Below are 15,433 nucleotides of genomic sequence, written 5' to 3'. Positions count from 1 at the left end.
ATGCAAATTTCAGATCAAATTGTCTTGGTTACAGGGGGCGCACGTGGCCTCGGTTTGGCAATTAGCCAAACGTTAATTGCTGAAGGCGCACGCGTGGTCGTGAACTATCTATCCAGTCAAACTGCAGCAGAACAGTTGGCGACCGCATTTCCTCAGCAAGTGTTTGCCTATCAAGCAGATGTCACCGATAAAGCTCAAGTAGAACAGCTTTTTGCGGCGGCGGAAGTACATTTTGGTACCGCGATCACCTCTGTCGTAAATAATGCCCTCATCCATTTTCAATTTAATGGCGATGCCCGTCCTAAAATTGAAGAACTGACTGCACAGCACTTACAGCAACAGTTTGATGGAGCAGTCGTCGCTGCACTCAACACCACTCAAGCGGCGCTTCCCAAGATGAAAGCACAGGGTTTTGGTCGCATTGTGAATATTGGTACCAACCTAGTACAAAACCCTGTCGTGCCTTACCACGACTACACTGCAGCAAAAGCGGCACTTTTGGCCTTCACTCGCACAGCGGCGCATGAGCTGGGTGAGTTTGGCATTAATGTGAATATGCTTTCAGGTGGCTTATTACAAAGCACCGATGCCAGTAAAGCGACACCCGATGCCGTGTTTGATTTAATCGCGGCATCGACACCTTTACGCACAGTGACCACGCCTGAAGAATTTGCTGCGGCCATCATGATGTTCTTGTCCCCTTACTCACGTGCGGTCACAGGGCAGAATTTGATTGTCGATGGCGGTTTAGTCAAGGGTTAAGTCTGATGCTGCATGAGGTTGAACTTTCTCTTTCAATTCAGCTTCATGCTAAACTGAACCCTATTTTTTAATCTTTGATTTAGCCCTATGAGTCAAAAGCCAACATATCAACCCGGAAAATTCCAATGGTCTTTCTTACTTCCTCAGTATTGGGGAATATGGATAGGGATTGTATTTCTTATGATTTTGGCGATTCTTCCATGGGCAATTCAGTATCGCCTTGGGCAATTCCTCGGTTCTGTCGCATTTAACAATCTCAAATCACGTCGTAAAACCACGATTCGCAACTTGGAAGTTTGCTTTCCTGAATGGACGGCAGAACAGATTGAAGCTAATGCAAGACAGGTTTTTATCGACCAAATGATTGGTATTTTTGAAACCTTAAATGCATGGTACAGCCCGCAGTGGTTCAAAAATCGGGTGCAAATTGAAGGCTTAGAACATATTCAAAATGCACAAGCTGAAGGCAAAGGTATTTTACTCCTCGGCACACATTCTACCCTGCTCGATGCAGGTGGCTATTTATGCGCACAGTTCTTTGAGCCGGATGTGGTTTATCGTCCGCAAAATAATCCGCTGTTGGATATGTTGATTGTGCGTTGCCGTGCCACCATCTATGCCAACCAAATCGACCATGACGATATGCGTGGCTTGATTCGCAATCTGAAAAATGGCCATGCCATTTGGTACAGTCCTGATCAGGACTTTGGTTTAAAACAAGGGGTCATGGCACCGTTTTTTGGTACTCCCGCAGCCACTGTTACTGCACATCGTCGCTTATTAAAAATTGCTAAAGCCGTGGCGATCCCGTTGTATTTTTATCGCGATGGCGACATCAGCAACCCTCAATATCATGTGCTGATTGAACCTGCTTTGGATAATTTTCCGAGTGAAGATGAAGTTTCGGATGCTATTCGAACCAATAAAATTATTGAAAATCAGCTACGAATCGCACCGACACAATACATGTGGTTCCATCGCCGCTTTAAAACCCGCCCACAAGGCTATGACAAAATCTATTGAGTTCAACTCAGCACATAAAAAAGAGAAATGCTATGAAAGTAATGCAGCTTTTACCTGAATTGAACAGTGGTGGTGTCGAGCGAGGAACCTTAGAAATAGCTCGTGCTTTAGTGACCGCCGGTCATGAGTCCTTAGTGGTTTCAAATGGTGGTCGCATGGTAACTCAATTGGAAGCTGAAGGTTCAACTCACCTCACGCTCGCAATCCATAAAAAAGCCTTATCAAGCTTATGGCAAATTCGTCCTCTACGTAAACTGATTGAGCAACATCAACCAGACATCGTGCATGTGCGCTCACGTGTCCCTGCGTGGCTCACGCATTTTGCCCTCAAAGGGATTCCTGCAAACAAGCGACCTCACCTGATTTCAACTGTACATGGTTTTTATTCGATTAATCGCTATAGTCAAATCATGACGCAGGCTGAAAAAGTTATTGCGGTCTCGGATAGTGTTGTCAAATACATCACGGACAACTACAAAAACTGTCCTACTAAGGACATTGTGCGTATTTATCGTGGCATTGACCCTGCGGCTTTTCCACATGGCTATCAACCCTCAGCACAGTGGCTCAATCAAACCCTAAAAGATTTCCCTGAACTAGAAAATAAGCGTCTGATTTGCTTACCAGGCCGTATCACCCGTTTGAAAGGTCATGAAACCCTGATCCATTTAATGGAACAGCTACAAACACAGTATCCCGACGTACATGCGGTAGTGGTCGGTGGTGCAGATCCGAAAAAAGCGGCTTATTTACAAGAAATGCAAGACAGTATTGCGGCTAAAGGGCTGAGTGATCGGATTACTTTTGTCGGTCATCGTTCAGATATCCGTGAATGGTTAGCTTTTAGCGATTTGGTTTTATCTTTGTCGAGCCAAGCGGAAACCTTTGGACGGACTGTACTCGAAGCACTGTCTGTAGGTACACCTGTGATCGGTTGGAACCGTGGTGGCGTAGCTGAAATTTTATCGAATGTCTATCCGCAAGGTTTAGTCACTGTCGATGATGAAACCCAATTACTCGAAACCTTAAAGTTGCATTTAGACCAACCACAACACGTGCAGCCTATCAGCATGTTTAGTTTAAAAGAGATGTGTGACCAGACTTTGGAGTTGTATACGCAAGTAGCCTCTCAGCATTCAGCTTAATTGACTACACACCATAGATATTTGCTGTGCAGGATAGCGCTCGGAAAATTTTTTTAATTAAGCACCTAGATCAGCATCTAGAAAGGATATTGTGAATTTCACAATATCTTTTTTTCTATTAGGATTTTTTAACTGGCGATTTAATCCTTCCATACACGGTATCGGGCCATCAACCAAAGGATCATTGGAAGTAACAAGACATTCAAAATATGTTGCAAACTTTGCCCTATACGCCAATAGCCTCTATCTAAAATATCATGCCGTGCATTAAACAATTCCAACCCCACTGCAACGACCACAACCGTCCAAATCGCATAATGTGATTTCAATTGGCGGTGATGGCAAAAGGCCACAAAAAAGAACAGGATTAAGCCAAGGTAAATGGAAAGTGCATCGGTGGATAAGTGTGTAATCTGCAATATTTTTTGGTGCCATTCGGACAGCATAGAACGTCTCATACCTATATTTTTATTAGAAATTCATCGTTTTTTTTCTTGGCACACTGTATAAAGAAATTGATCAAAAGAAAAGCAAAAAATTCTATATCACAAAAGCAAAACCCGAGTTCTGCATCCTGCAAAACTCGGGTCTATGAGGTTGTGCTTTCACAAGTATTCTTTTTATTTTTTATTGGCTTTCCTTTCCTGCATCCGTTCCGTGATGCTTCCATCGGCTTCGTCTTCCTTAGTGGGATGTTCCGTTCCCAGTTCCATGTGCCGATGAACAAAGAATAAGTCAATACACTTGACCTGACCATTCGTCAGAAGCCGAAAGCTGTGTAAGCTATTTCTTACACTTTTCTCTTAAATCAAACAAAATCAAGGTGCCTTCGTACCATCCTTATAATCATGGGCGATTTCATCGGTCACAATCTTCTCCTCTTTCTCAGCTTTTTCTATACCCTCCTGAATTGCCTCTTGCGCTTCTTGTTCATCTTCATCTGTTTGCTCTAATTCTTCTTGGATTTGCTCAAATACCCTGCCTGTTTGCAGCACCACATAGACTGGAAAATGGTCTGAACCGATATTGGGCAAGCGTTCCATGTGTACCAATGCAAAATCTGTACTATGAAAAATATGGTCGAGCGACCAACGCAGCAGTGGATAATTGGCATGAAAGGTATTTACGAAATGCCGTCCAACACGTGGGTCTAAAAGCCCACTGATTCGTTGAAAGAGTCGTGTAGTACGTGACCATGCCACATCATTCAGGTCCCCCATAACGATGCAACTTTCATCTAAATCTTTAATCTGATCGCCCACAATCAGCAATTCTGCATCGCGTAAAGTTGAATCTTTGGCTTCTGTTGGACTTGGCGGTTTGGGATGTAAACAATACAGTTGAACCTGATTTCCTGATGCTAAGGTGACTCGGGTATGGATCGAAGGAATTTCATCACTGAGAATAAATTTGACTTCAGTTTCACTAAGTTCTAACTTGCTATACAAATGCATCCCATACAAATTATCCAAAGGTACGGGTACGCGATAAGGATAATCAGCTTCAATCACTGCCAATTCATTTTGCCAAGTTTGATCTGTTTCTAGCGTGAGTACTAAGTCAGGTTGATGCTTTTGTATTTGTGCCAATAATAAGTGATATTGAGTATTCGGCGTAAGTACATTTGAGACAATGATTGAAATTTGTTTCTGTTTATCTAACTGGTCTGAACGAACTTTTTTGACTTGTTTTTTCCAAATAAAGGTATAAGGCAAAACCATTTTTAATTGATATGCCAAGGCAGCAATCAACCCAATTAAAATGATTTCACGCGCCAAGTCCCATTCAGCATTCCATAAAATTAAGCCTATGAAGGCAAATATGCCCAAAGCCAAGATTTGCAGACGCGGAAAATCTGCACCACGAAACCACCATTCATCTCGTGGTATGAGTGACCAAAATGTCAACCAAATGACGAAGCCTGCCAGTATTTCAATCCAAATCATTACGCCTCCCTTATATTCTTTATTTTTTATTGATTCATAAATTTATATCAGTTTTGCATGTAACATAAACAAGATATATTGCACAATATTATTGGTGTTTTCATTATGTAGCGCTTGCAGTTATGCGCCCTTTTGGTACACTCGAACCCCCTTTTTATTTTTTTAACGCACCGAGGCAAAGTGACATGAAAGTAGGTCTGGTCGGTTGGCGCGGGATGGTTGGTTCCGTCCTTATGCAACGTATGGTTGAAGAAAACGATTTCGCTCATTTCGAACCGTTTTACTTTTCTACCAGTAATGCAGGTGGTGAAGCCCCTGCGTTTGGTGGTAAGACTGCCCCAGCACTTATGGATGCAACGGACATTGATAGTCTGAAGCAAATGGATGTCATTATCACCTGCCAAGGTGGCGATTATACGACTGAAGTTTTCCCTAAGCTTAAAGCTGAAAACTGGAATGGTTACTGGATCGATGCTGCATCGACTTTACGTATGGATGATGAAGCGATCATCGTACTTGACCCAGTAAACATGAACGTAATCAAAGACGGCTTAGTGAAAGGTACAAAAACCTTCGTGGGCGGTAACTGTACGGTTTCATTAATGTTAATGGGTTTAGGCGGTCTATTCCAAAATAATTTAGTGGAATGGGCAACCTCAATGACATATCAAGCGGCTTCTGGTGCAGGCGCGCAAAACATGCGTGAACTGATTTCAGGTATGGGCTACTTGTACAACAATACCAAAGATTTGCTAGATGACCCACGTTCACCAATTTTAGATATCGATTCTAAAATTGCACAGTTACAACGTGGCGAAGGTTTCCCATCTGCAAACTTCGGTGTGCCTTTAGCAGGTTCGCTCATTCCTTATATCGACAAACAACTTGAAAGCGGTCAGTCGAAAGAAGAATGGAAAGGTCAAGTTGAAACCAACAAGATCTTAGGCAACCAGCAAATCGTTCCAATCGATGGACACTGTGTACGTATTGGTGCAATGCGTTGTCACTCTCAAGCATTGACTTTAAAACTTCGTAAAGATGTTCCATTGGATGAAATCGAAGATATCATCGCAAGTGCCAACGATTGGTCTAAAGTGGTTCCAAATACGCGTGAAGCTTCAATGACTGATCTGACTCCTGTTGCTGTAACTGGCACCTTGTCTGTTCCAGTTGGTCGTCTCCGTAAGCTCAACATGGGTAAAGAATACCTAGGCGCATTCACTGTGGGTGACCAATTGCTTTGGGGTGCTGCTGAACCTTTACGCCGTATGCTAAGAATTCTCATTGATTATAAAACTGCTTAAGCATTTTTAAGTCTATGAACAGGAAGCCGATCACAATTGATCGGCTTTTTTATGTAACTGTCGTGTAAATATTTTACAATTCTTTGACAACTCGCTAATCTATAATTTTCGCCATGCGACATATATTCGAGCTAAAGATTAAGATGACCGTATATAACAAATTAAAGATCGCCATTTTAGCCGTTATTGCATCTCAAAACATTCAAGCGATCAGCATTGATCCTGTACAAGTCCAGTCAGCACCCGGGGAATTGCTGTACGCTGAGATTCATTTTCGCCACTCAAATACATCTGTGCCGCTCAGTGCAAGTTTAGCCACGGCAGAAGATTTGTTGAGTATGGGTACAGGGCATCAACCACCGGGGCATTTAAACTTCTTTACGCGTCGTGATGGTGCGGGCAATGGGGTAATTACCATTACCTCTTCGCGTCCAGTGACCGATGCTGAGCTTAATTTTATTGTTAATATTAAAGAAGGTAATGCTTCACGCCTGCAACAAATTCGCACACCATTAAAACGCAATCCAGCGCCGTCGAATGCGAATCAAACACGTGCCAATGAGCGTGCTTTAGCACCTGTCGTTATTGTAAATGAAAAAGATATTGCCTTAAATTTACCTGTTAGCACACTGTATACCGCAAAAGCACCCGTAGCTGCAGAACAACCCTTATTACTCAGTACCAAAGCACCTCCACAGTTAGCACAATTAGCAACGTCAATGCCTGTTGCGATTGAATCTGTCACGCATGCACAAAATTATAGTGTTACGCCTGCGGAGCAACATAGCGGAAGTACTTCATCAGGTGCTGAAACATCAATTTCGCAAGTTACAAAAACCAATTCGACCGGCTCTGTCAGTTCAGAAATGCAAGCCACACAAACTGCAACAGCATCAACTGCAAGATCTAAAGACCCATTGGCACAAAAATTTGCTGCGGAGCAGGCAGCACAAAAACGTGAAAATCCAACAACGACAGCTCCAACAGCATCTACACCAAAACCAACAAGTACTGCAGCTGCATCAACAGCAACACCTGCGGCAAAATATGTGGTTCGCTCAAATGAAAGCCTTTGGGGGATTGCCTCACGTATTGCGACAGAACAAAACCGCCCTGTCTCTGAAGTCATGCAACAGATTAAAAACAGCAACGAACATGCATTCATTCAGGGCGATGTAAACCGTCTGCGCCGTGGTGCGGCCTTAAATCTGCATGGTATGCAGCAAGCAAAACAGCCTGTAAAAGTCTCTGCTGCAGAACTTGCCAAAGTGCCTTCGAAGCAGTCAGGCAAAACCAAATACCGCCTGAATCAAGCTGAAATGAGTCTGGTGGCAGAGAAAGCGCACGATTCGACACAATCTTCTGCCAACAGTGCAGCAGAAAAGAATAAAACTTCGAAAGAGTTGTCATTAAAAGTTATGACATCTCGTGAAAAAACCGTTAAATTACAGAGAAACGTAACTCAATTAGAATTGGCGCTAAATCAAAAGGATCACAGAATTCAATTATTAAATGCTCGTCTTGCTCAACTGCAACAACAGTTGAAAGCTCAACAAGCAGATAAAAGAAGCCAATAAACTAAAACGTTACCAATCAAGATTTTATAGAGATGAGTGCAACTTTATATCGCTCTATCTCCAAGGGGTTAAAACATGCTGATTTATGTGATTCCATTAGTGATCTTAGTGATCGTATTGGTTTTTTTAAACAAACGCCAAAAAGATCAAGAATCAGATAAAGCCAAACCAACATCCACTAAAACCAAGAAAACGGGTGTTTCAGCTAAAGCGACTCCGAAGAAAACTCAAGTGGTTGAAAACAGTGTCATTGAAAAAAAATCAATGACACCATTAACGACAGAAGCTCGTGGCAAAATTGAAAAATTAATTGCAGAACGTAATTTCTTTTCTGCTGAAGCGCAAATCAATCAATCGTTAAAACGTGACAACTCACAACATGAGTTATACCTATATCTATTAGATATTCACATTTTACAAAAAGACGAATTTGCCATCAGCCAATTGCTGAGCCATATTCGTTCACTTGAACTCGATGAAATTTTAGAACAAGCTGAAGCAAAAAAAGTAGAGTTTGACAATTCACATGTTGATGAAGATATTGCGATTCATCATTCTTCTACATCATCAACTCCTAAAATTACAAACAATACCTCAGATTTTGATGCGCTCATGAATTCAGCGCCAACTAAACCAATCTCTGAAGAACAAAAGCCTCTAGAGTTTAATTTCACCACTGAAACGCCTGCAAAAGCAGACATTTCTACCCCAGTTGAAAGTGCTCCTGCTGAAAAAATACAGCCGCTTGAATTTGACACGCTTTCAATTTCACCAGAACCCGCACTTGAAGCAACACCGAAAACCGAAGAGATTGCTCAGCCATCTCCTGCCGTTGAAGAAATCAAACCGATTGATTTTGTAATGGACTTTGCCCCAAGCACTGAAGCTGCGGCTGAAACCAAAACAGAAACTGTAGAAGAAAAAATCGAGCCTTTAGATTTTTCATTTACAACAGAAAAACCAGCTGTAGAAGAAAACAAAGTTGAAGCTCCAACCTTAAACTTTGACTTAGGTGCTTTTGAAACAGCAAAAACAGAAGAAGCGGTTGTTGCTCCTGCAACAGAGTTTAACTTAGAGTCTACACCTGAAGAAAAACCTCCCGCACTTGCTTCAAGTGGTGTGAGTTTTGACATTAGCGGTTTAGGCACACCGTCAACCCCATCTGCTACAGACCAAAACGATCCATTGGTTAAATCTTTCCCTGAACTGGTTGAAGTCAATGAAATTGAATTGAATCTTGAATTGGCAGCGCAATACATCAAACTAGGTGCTTATGACGCTGCACGTGAAATTTTAACTGAAAAAGAGGCTGAGTTTTCTTCAGCTCAGCGTCAACAAGTAGATCAGTTACTGAATCAAATCGCATCTTAAGCAAAAGCGATTTAAACTAAAGCAGTCTTTCAAGGCTGCTTTTTTTATGATGAAAAAAATTGCTCTTATTTATATGGGTGGTACCTTCGGTTGTATCGGTGAACCTTTAAGCCCCATGCCAGCGAATGCGTTTTTACCTAAATTACAGCATGTGCTGCCACTACACCTAAACATTGAATGTTTTGTTGCACCTGTCATTCGTGACAGTAGTGCTTGTACTGCACCCGACTGGCTGGCACTGATCCAACAAATTCAAAGTTTACAATTACAACAATTTCAGCATTTCGTAATTATTCATGGCACAGACACGCTTAGCTATGCCGGCGCAGTACTTGCACACTTTATGGCACAGTCTGCTCATATCGTGCTAACAGGCAGCCAATATCCGCTGTTTAATGTGGCTGGTGACAACACCCGTGAATTTACCGATGCCATCTACAATTTAAATTTTGCATTGGAATCGGTACACCAATCGAGTGTTGGGGTTTATTTGGCCTTTCATCATCAATTAATGCATGCTCAATCCGCACTAAAAGTACATACAACCGATCTGAAAGCCTTTGATGGGCTGCCAGCCACACAGCCACTTTCAATGCTGACATCGCCGTATATTGTTCAAGCCAATGATTTAGACAAAGCAGCTCATTTCAATTGCCTGAATTGGATGTGGCAACCGATAGCAACTGATCTACACAGTCAAAATTTAGCCATCCTGCTTACACACACGCCAGATGTTTTAATTTTGCAAGGTTTTGGTACAGGCAACATTGCCGTTGATGCTGAATTACTCAATGTATTGAAGGCTATACAACAAAAAAATTGCAAAATTATTTTAAGTACACAGGTTGTTCATGGCGGTATAGATCAACGCTATGCTGTGAGTGACTGGGTCAAAGACAGTGGAATATTACTAAGCTATTGTTTGGGTCATGCAGATCTTTATGCCAAATGTTTGAAAATGTATTTACAATACGGCAGTGCCGCAGACTGGACTGCGCATTGGAACGATTAAGTCATTTGAGGTAACTATGCAACGTTTTGCGATTGGGATTGAGTTTTGTGGCATGCAATACAAGGGCTGGCAAACTCAGCAACCGGGCGTACCAAGCGTGCAAGAAACCATTGAAACCGTCCTCAGTAAAGTGGCCAATGAGCCAATCATGTTGCACGGCGCTGGCAGAACAGATGCGGGCGTCCATGCAACCAATATGGTGGCACATTTCGATACTCAGGCGATTCGTCCCATTCGTGGATGGTTAATGGGCAGTAATAGCCAATTACCCCGTGATATTTCCATCCAATGGATTAAGGAAATGGATCAGGACTTCCATGCCCGCTTTAAGGCGCAAGCGCGCCGTTATCGCTATGTGGTCTATAACAATCCACAACGTCCAGCTTTACTGCACAAGCAAGTGACTCATGTTTATGCCAAGCTAGATGTGCTAAAAATGCAACGTGCCGCGGCCAAATTTGAAGGCACTCATAATTTCGAAAGCTTCCGTGCCGCAGCCTGTCAGTCCAATCAGCCTGTTCGTCATGTCAGCCATTGCCGTCTGATCCAACACGGATGCTACTTGGTCCTAGATATTCAGGCCGATGGTTTTTTACATCATATGGTGCGTAACATCATGGGCTGTTTGTTGGAAATTGGGCAAGGTATGTATGACGTTGACCATATTGACGATATTTTTGCTGCTGAAGATCGTAAAGCAGCAGGTGTCACCGCACCACCCGATGGACTATATTTTATCCATGCAGACTATCCAGCTCAGTTTGAACTTCCTCAAGTTCCGTTAGGACCACATTGGCTAAATATGCCTGAATAAACAATCCCTCCCAACCTCACTTTCACAGTGGGAGGAGTGTCATTTTCTCCATTATTGCTAAGCTTTAAAATGAAAGTCCCCCTTTGAAAAAGGGGGGATTCTGTTTAGGGAATACTTTTAAATGTTCAACGTTAACGCTGCTTTCGTTTACGATATTCCACAGGCGTTTCATTGGTCCAGCGTTTAAATGCACGATAGAACGTACTTGGTTCAGAAAAACCCGTTAAGTACACAATGCGCTCCACACTTTCATTGGTATTGGCCAATAATTTTTTAGCCAAACGACAGCGATAGTCTGACAAAATTTGCTGAAAACTGGTATTGGCTTCTGACAACTGAGTCCGTAAACGACGCGGGGTAATGTTGAGCTGCGCAGCGACCGTTTCAAGCGTGGTTTCACCACTTTCTAGCGTTGAACCAATAGCACGGCGAACTTCACCGACCAAATCATAACGCGCCAACTCCTGAAGTTTTTCAATCGCCAACTGCTCATGCAATTGTAATAACTCAGGTTCTGCCTGCCACAATTGATACTCTAAAATAGCCGGATCAAAATACAATCGGGTTTCTTTCTGCCCTAAGCTCACAGGGCATTCATAAACACGGAAATACTCATCATCTGGCGCGCCCTGACTAAAGTTAAAGTCGATATAAATCGGCTGAAAACGCCCTTCAGTAATAAACTTAAAGAAACGCAAAACACCGGACATCGCGCATTCAGAAAAATGACGATTCACGATATTTTCTGCCCAAGGCTGATGACCATTGGTCAAATAGCAGCGGTCATCTTCAATCACCAATTGCGCATGAAAGGCATCGCTAATTAGGCGTTGATACGCCAAAGCCCGCTTTAAACCTTCACCAAAATTCTCAGATGAAATAAATAAGTGTTCAATCACCTGCCCTCGATATAAAGGCAAATGCTCTCCCAGATGCAAACCAATATCAGGATCCTTACTGACTTCTTCTGCAGCCACCCAGAACGCAAATTGCGCATTCAATGGGGTACGGTCATTGGTTTCAACCTGATTTAATGCCACACCCGCTTTTGTTAAAATTTCTTCTGTTGGCAATCCGGCACGACGAATCGCTTGATACCCTAAACGCAACACAACAGATGCATCAGTTAGCTGACCCACTCCAGAACCTTCCTTGTATGTACTTCATTTATACCTAAAAAGATTGATTTTAGATTAACTGCGATTGACCAAACTGACAACTGTTACTGCACATTTTTTGTTGAAAATATTTAACTGAATTGTTCGCTTATTTTACTGACAGTCGATCAGTTCAAAGCCTTTTACGGCTTGTATTCTGAAAAAAAATTGACTATAATTTGCGCCTTGCTAATTTATTCATTCAGGTAGGCTATGGCCAATAAAGAGGAACTCATCGAGTTCGAAGGCGTTGTCACCGAGACGCTTCCTAATACTATGTTCCGTGTACGTTTAGAAAACGGTCATGAAGTGATTGCTCACATCTCTGGCAAAATGCGTAAACACTATATCCGTATTTTGACTGGCGACAGTGTTAAAGTAGAAATGACACCTTATGATTTGACTAAGGGTCGTATCACTTACCGTGCGCGCTAAGTTTTAGCGAAGCGAAAAAGCCACTTTATCAGTGGCTTTTTTTGTATTTATTTCAATACAATGATAAAAATTGACTGCAAATTTGCTTTACAGTCTAAAAACATAAAAATTCGATTATAAAATTCAAAATATAAGGACATAAAATCATATGAAACATCTAGGATTAGTCGGTGCTATCTTTTGTGTGGCTTGCGCCACGACAGGCCAAAAGCAACTCAATCAATCCCTACAACACTATATTGGACAGCCAGCTGATCAAGTTCGTAAAGAGCTCAACTTGAGTCAATTGGGCTATAAAGTGATGGGAGCACCCGTACAAAGCAACGAAAAACTTAGCTATACCATTTTACGCTCGATGCCAATCCCGATTGGTACACCAAATATCGGCACCAGTATAGCCATGGGCGCCCCTATCCCAACGCCGTCTAAAGGTGGTGTCACTGTCGATATGGAATGTAAAATCGAGTTCAAATTACGCAATCAAATAGTTGAATCCATTGACTATGTTGGCAGAGCTTGTTGATCCTGCATGAGAATACTAGAGGCTAATCTTGCTCGGATGACCGTGTATCAAATGACTACAGTGTTATACAGACCGATCTGACTAAACTGAATTTATTTCGTGAGGAACTGACCCATGAAATTTATTTTAGAACATCAGGTTTACAAAGATCAGCGTTTTATTCGCCCAATATTGAGCATGGGATGCGTTCTAAGCATTGTATGCTTGGCTGGCTGTAGCACGACATCAACGATATCCTCCGTTGAACGTGAACGCTATTTAGCCTCATTTATTGGTCAATCGAGCCAAACGATTCAAGCAGAACTTAATCTCAGCAAACTCGGCTATCAAAGAACCTCTCCCGTAGAGGTCAGTTCTGACTACCTCCGTTATCGTGTCGCACGCCCGATCAGTATTCCTTTACCGATGGCTGAAAATCCCGCAATGGGCATGGGCAGCGGCGCTGCTGTGCCGATTCCCAGTGGAAATACACGCTATGAGGTTGAGTTAAACTGCCTTATTCAATTTCGCTTAAAGCATAATATTGCAACTGATGTCCGATTAACTGGTCGCACCTGTTAGCGCATCAATTCTAAGATTGATAATTTCTAGGCACAAAAAAACGCAGCATAAACGCTGCGTTTTTTGATTCGCCATTAGTTCAATGCAGAAACTACAGCTTGACCCATTTCAACAGTACCGACTTGAGTACTGCCTTCTGACATGATGTCACCTGTACGTAAGCCTTGATCTAAGACATTACCTACAGCATCTTCAATTGCTTTTGCCGCCGCTTCTTCACGGAAGGTATAACGTAGCATCATAGCAACAGACAGAATTGTTGCTAATGGGTTCGCAATGTTTTGACCTGCGATGTCTGGTGCTGAACCGTGGCAAGGTTCATACATACCTTTACCATTTTCATCTAAAGAAGCCGATGGCAGCATGCCGATAGAACCGGTTAACATCGCCGCTTCATCAGACAAGATATCGCCGAACAAGTTACCAGTCACGATCACATCAAACTGTTTTGGCGCACGGACCAATTGCATGGCAGCATTGTCAACATACATATGAGACAAGTTAATTTCAGGATACTGCTCTTCTTTTAACGCAGTTACGGTTTGTTTCCAAAGCTCAGTCACTTCTAGCACGTTGGCTTTATCCACTGAACACACTTTACCACCACGTAAGTTCGCCATTTCAAAAGCAACTTTGGCAATACGCTTGATTTCAGATTCTGCATATACGTCAGTATTGAAACCTTGTTTTTCACCGTTTTCGAGTTCACGAATACCACGTGGTTGGCCGAAATAGATACCGCCAGTTAACTCACGTACGATCAAGATATCCAAACCTGCTACGATTTCAGGTTTTAAGCTCGACGCATCTGCAAGCTGCGGATAAAGAATTGCTGGACGTAAATTGGCAAATAAATTTAATTCTGAACGAATTTTTAATAGGCCACGTTCTGGACGAATTGAACGCTCAATGGTATCCCACTTAGGACCACCCACTGCACCCAATAAAATCGCATCAGCAGTCTTCGCTTGTGCTGCTGTTACATCTGGATAAGGTGACCCGTGCGCATCGATCGCTGCACCACCTAAAAGACCTTGTTCCCAAGTCAAACCTAAGTTGAATTTCTCGTTTACACGTGTCAGCACTTGTTCAGCCGCTTTCACGATTTCAGGACCAATACCATCACCTGGTAAAATCAAAATATGTTTTGACATGAGTCTTTCCATTTATACGCTGGCTTGATTACCAGTCAGATTTAAAGTTTCTTTTCTACAAACTCACCAAGTCCTGTGAGGACATTGTAGGGTCGGCAGAAACGTCGAATTGTTTTTGCACCTTGCTTTAAGTCTACACAGAGCGGATCAGGCGCAGATTTATCCAGTAAACTGCCTCTGTTTTTTGAACGCTCACGGTACATTTTAAAGGTGTACTCGTGTTTGGACCTAAAGTTGTGAATGACATGCAAGCGCTCTGCTTTTTCCTGAGAAATTGGATAATAGCGAATCACGACTTCATGCTGACCTGAAGGTACAGACAAATACAAAGGATTAGGCTCAGACAATGAACGACCATTCAACCGTACAATGCCTGCTTTAATCGCAGCACGTTGTACATGTTGATTATTTGGATCAACCACCTGTATTTGATCAAAACGCTCAAATTCACAATGCGCTGTACCTGCACAGTAAATCAGAGCATTATTTTTTGTACTTTCAGTTTCTTTCACATTTTTAATGCGTGCCGTGTCAAAGCTTTGACAGGCAGAGAGCGTTGCGAACAGCGCTCCCGTTACAACCAGCTGACCGAAGAACTTTTTCATTTTTCGAACCCAACCTGATAAATTCTGGCTAACGTATAAATTTT

The 15,433-nt window shown here is 42.4% G+C and carries 16 protein-coding genes; 11 read left to right on the top strand and 5 right to left on the bottom strand.

The window, feature by feature from the left end:
- From G0029_RS02025 to G0029_RS02015, 3 genes are all read left to right on the top strand, one after another.
- Entirely contained in the window at positions 1–762 is a 762-nt protein-coding gene (locus tag G0029_RS02025; protein ID WP_180109675.1) for a 3-oxoacyl-ACP reductase, read from the top strand.
- Positions 763–849: 87 nt separating this feature from the next.
- Positions 850–1,785 (top strand): LpxL/LpxP family Kdo(2)-lipid IV(A) lauroyl/palmitoleoyl acyltransferase, encoded by a 936-nt coding sequence (gene lpxL, locus G0029_RS02020; RefSeq protein ID WP_180109674.1) that lies wholly within the window; start codon positions 850–852, stop codon positions 1,783–1,785.
- Positions 1,786–1,817: 32 nt separating this feature from the next.
- Entirely contained in the window at positions 1,818–2,930 is a 1,113-nt protein-coding gene (locus G0029_RS02015; protein WP_180007156.1) for a glycosyltransferase family 4 protein, read from the top strand.
- 140 nt (positions 2,931–3,070) lie between these two features.
- Here G0029_RS02015 and G0029_RS02010 read toward each other — a convergent pair whose 3' ends face one another.
- Both G0029_RS02010 and G0029_RS02005 read right to left on the bottom strand, forming a co-directional pair.
- Entirely contained in the window at positions 3,071–3,376 is a 306-nt protein-coding gene (locus G0029_RS02010) for a hypothetical protein (RefSeq protein WP_227591855.1), read from the bottom strand.
- A 372-nt stretch (positions 3,377–3,748) separates the two neighbouring features.
- Positions 3,749–4,876, bottom strand: coding sequence for an endonuclease/exonuclease/phosphatase family protein (locus G0029_RS02005; RefSeq protein ID WP_180062918.1), 1,128 nt, complete (start codon positions 4,874–4,876; stop codon positions 3,749–3,751).
- Between the two features lie 185 nt (positions 4,877–5,061).
- Here G0029_RS02005 and asd point away from each other — a divergent pair, with 185 nt between their 5' ends.
- From asd to truA, 5 genes are all read left to right on the top strand, one after another.
- Positions 5,062–6,180 (top strand): aspartate-semialdehyde dehydrogenase, encoded by a 1,119-nt coding sequence (gene asd / locus G0029_RS02000; RefSeq protein ID WP_111884081.1) that lies wholly within the window; start codon positions 5,062–5,064, stop codon positions 6,178–6,180.
- Between the two features lie 143 nt (positions 6,181–6,323).
- On the top strand, positions 6,324–7,757 hold the full coding sequence (locus G0029_RS01995; RefSeq protein WP_180106255.1) for a hypothetical protein: 1,434 nt from the start codon (positions 6,324–6,326) through the stop codon (positions 7,755–7,757).
- A gap of 75 nt (positions 7,758–7,832) precedes the next feature.
- A complete protein-coding gene (locus G0029_RS01990; protein ID WP_180106253.1) occupies positions 7,833–9,128 on the top strand; it encodes a fimbrial protein FimV in 1,296 nt (431 codons plus the stop codon).
- 49 nt (positions 9,129–9,177) lie between these two features.
- Entirely contained in the window at positions 9,178–10,140 is a 963-nt protein-coding gene (locus G0029_RS01985) for an asparaginase domain-containing protein (protein ID WP_180106413.1), read from the top strand.
- Between the two features lie 16 nt (positions 10,141–10,156).
- Positions 10,157–10,954 (top strand): tRNA pseudouridine(38-40) synthase TruA, encoded by a 798-nt coding sequence (truA, locus tag G0029_RS01980; RefSeq protein ID WP_078189716.1) that lies wholly within the window; start codon positions 10,157–10,159, stop codon positions 10,952–10,954.
- Between the two features lie 131 nt (positions 10,955–11,085).
- On the opposite strand, the gene G0029_RS01975 is transcribed toward truA, so the two are convergent.
- Positions 11,086–12,093, bottom strand: a complete 1,008-nt coding sequence (locus G0029_RS01975) for an AraC family transcriptional regulator (RefSeq protein WP_078189717.1) — start codon at positions 12,091–12,093, stop codon at positions 11,086–11,088.
- A 231-nt stretch (positions 12,094–12,324) separates the two neighbouring features.
- Here G0029_RS01975 and infA point away from each other — a divergent pair, with 231 nt between their 5' ends.
- The 3 genes from infA (at position 12,325) to G0029_RS01960 (ending at position 13,630) form a co-directional block, all read left to right on the top strand.
- Complete coding sequence (gene infA / locus G0029_RS01970) at positions 12,325–12,546, top strand: translation initiation factor IF-1 (protein WP_001284370.1); 222 nt, start codon at positions 12,325–12,327, stop codon at positions 12,544–12,546.
- A 148-nt stretch (positions 12,547–12,694) separates the two neighbouring features.
- A complete protein-coding gene (locus tag G0029_RS01965; protein WP_078189718.1) occupies positions 12,695–13,069 on the top strand; it encodes a hypothetical protein in 375 nt (124 codons plus the stop codon).
- A 114-nt stretch (positions 13,070–13,183) separates the two neighbouring features.
- Positions 13,184–13,630, top strand: coding sequence for a hypothetical protein (locus G0029_RS01960; protein ID WP_306669717.1), 447 nt, complete (start codon positions 13,184–13,186; stop codon positions 13,628–13,630).
- Between the two features lie 74 nt (positions 13,631–13,704).
- Here the strand turns inward: G0029_RS01960 and leuB are convergent, their stop codons facing one another.
- Both leuB and G0029_RS01950 read right to left on the bottom strand, forming a co-directional pair.
- Entirely contained in the window at positions 13,705–14,784 is a 1,080-nt protein-coding gene (leuB, locus tag G0029_RS01955) for a 3-isopropylmalate dehydrogenase (RefSeq protein WP_078189719.1), read from the bottom strand.
- A gap of 41 nt (positions 14,785–14,825) precedes the next feature.
- Positions 14,826–15,389: a hypothetical protein gene (locus tag G0029_RS01950; RefSeq protein WP_078189720.1), complete on the bottom strand. Its 564-nt coding sequence runs from the start codon at positions 15,387–15,389 to the stop codon at positions 14,826–14,828.
- Positions 15,390–15,433: the final 44 nt, after the last annotated feature.

The sequence above is a fragment of the Acinetobacter sp. YH12138 genome (genome assembly GCF_015218525.1).
GTDB classification, from domain to species: domain Bacteria; phylum Pseudomonadota; class Gammaproteobacteria; order Pseudomonadales; family Moraxellaceae; genus Acinetobacter; species Acinetobacter amyesii.
Note: the sequence above shows the minus strand (reverse complement) of the source record. Positions and strands in the feature narration are given on the sequence as shown.

Bases quoted from the DNA above. Each gene is read 5' to 3' on its own strand.
- G0029_RS02015 (WP_180007156.1), top strand. From the start codon at position 1,818: ATGAAAGTAATGCAGCTTTTACCTGAATTGAACAGTGGTGGTGTCGAG.
- G0029_RS01985 (WP_180106413.1), top strand. From the start codon at position 9,178: ATGAAAAAAATTGCTCTTATTTATATGGGTGGTACCTTCGGTTGTATC.
- G0029_RS02005 (WP_180062918.1), bottom strand. From the start codon at position 4,876: ATGATTTGGATTGAAATACTGGCAGGCTTCGTCATTTGGTTGACATTT.
- G0029_RS01990 (WP_180106253.1), top strand. From the start codon at position 7,833: ATGCTGATTTATGTGATTCCATTAGTGATCTTAGTGATCGTATTGGTT.
- lpxL (WP_180109674.1), top strand. From the start codon at position 850: ATGAGTCAAAAGCCAACATATCAACCCGGAAAATTCCAATGGTCTTTC.
- G0029_RS01965 (WP_078189718.1), top strand. From the start codon at position 12,695: ATGAAACATCTAGGATTAGTCGGTGCTATCTTTTGTGTGGCTTGCGCC.
- G0029_RS02010 (WP_227591855.1), bottom strand. From the start codon at position 3,376: ATGCTGTCCGAATGGCACCAAAAAATATTGCAGATTACACACTTATCC.
- truA (WP_078189716.1), top strand. From the start codon at position 10,157: ATGCAACGTTTTGCGATTGGGATTGAGTTTTGTGGCATGCAATACAAG.
- leuB (WP_078189719.1), bottom strand. From the start codon at position 14,784: ATGTCAAAACATATTTTGATTTTACCAGGTGATGGTATTGGTCCTGAA.
- G0029_RS01995 (WP_180106255.1), top strand. From the start codon at position 6,324: ATGACCGTATATAACAAATTAAAGATCGCCATTTTAGCCGTTATTGCA.
- G0029_RS02025 (WP_180109675.1), top strand. From the start codon at position 1: ATGCAAATTTCAGATCAAATTGTCTTGGTTACAGGGGGCGCACGTGGC.
- G0029_RS01960 (WP_306669717.1), top strand. From the start codon at position 13,184: ATGAAATTTATTTTAGAACATCAGGTTTACAAAGATCAGCGTTTTATT.
- G0029_RS01950 (WP_078189720.1), bottom strand. From the start codon at position 15,389: ATGAAAAAGTTCTTCGGTCAGCTGGTTGTAACGGGAGCGCTGTTCGCA.
- asd (WP_111884081.1), top strand. From the start codon at position 5,062: ATGAAAGTAGGTCTGGTCGGTTGGCGCGGGATGGTTGGTTCCGTCCTT.
- infA (WP_001284370.1), top strand. From the start codon at position 12,325: ATGGCCAATAAAGAGGAACTCATCGAGTTCGAAGGCGTTGTCACCGAG.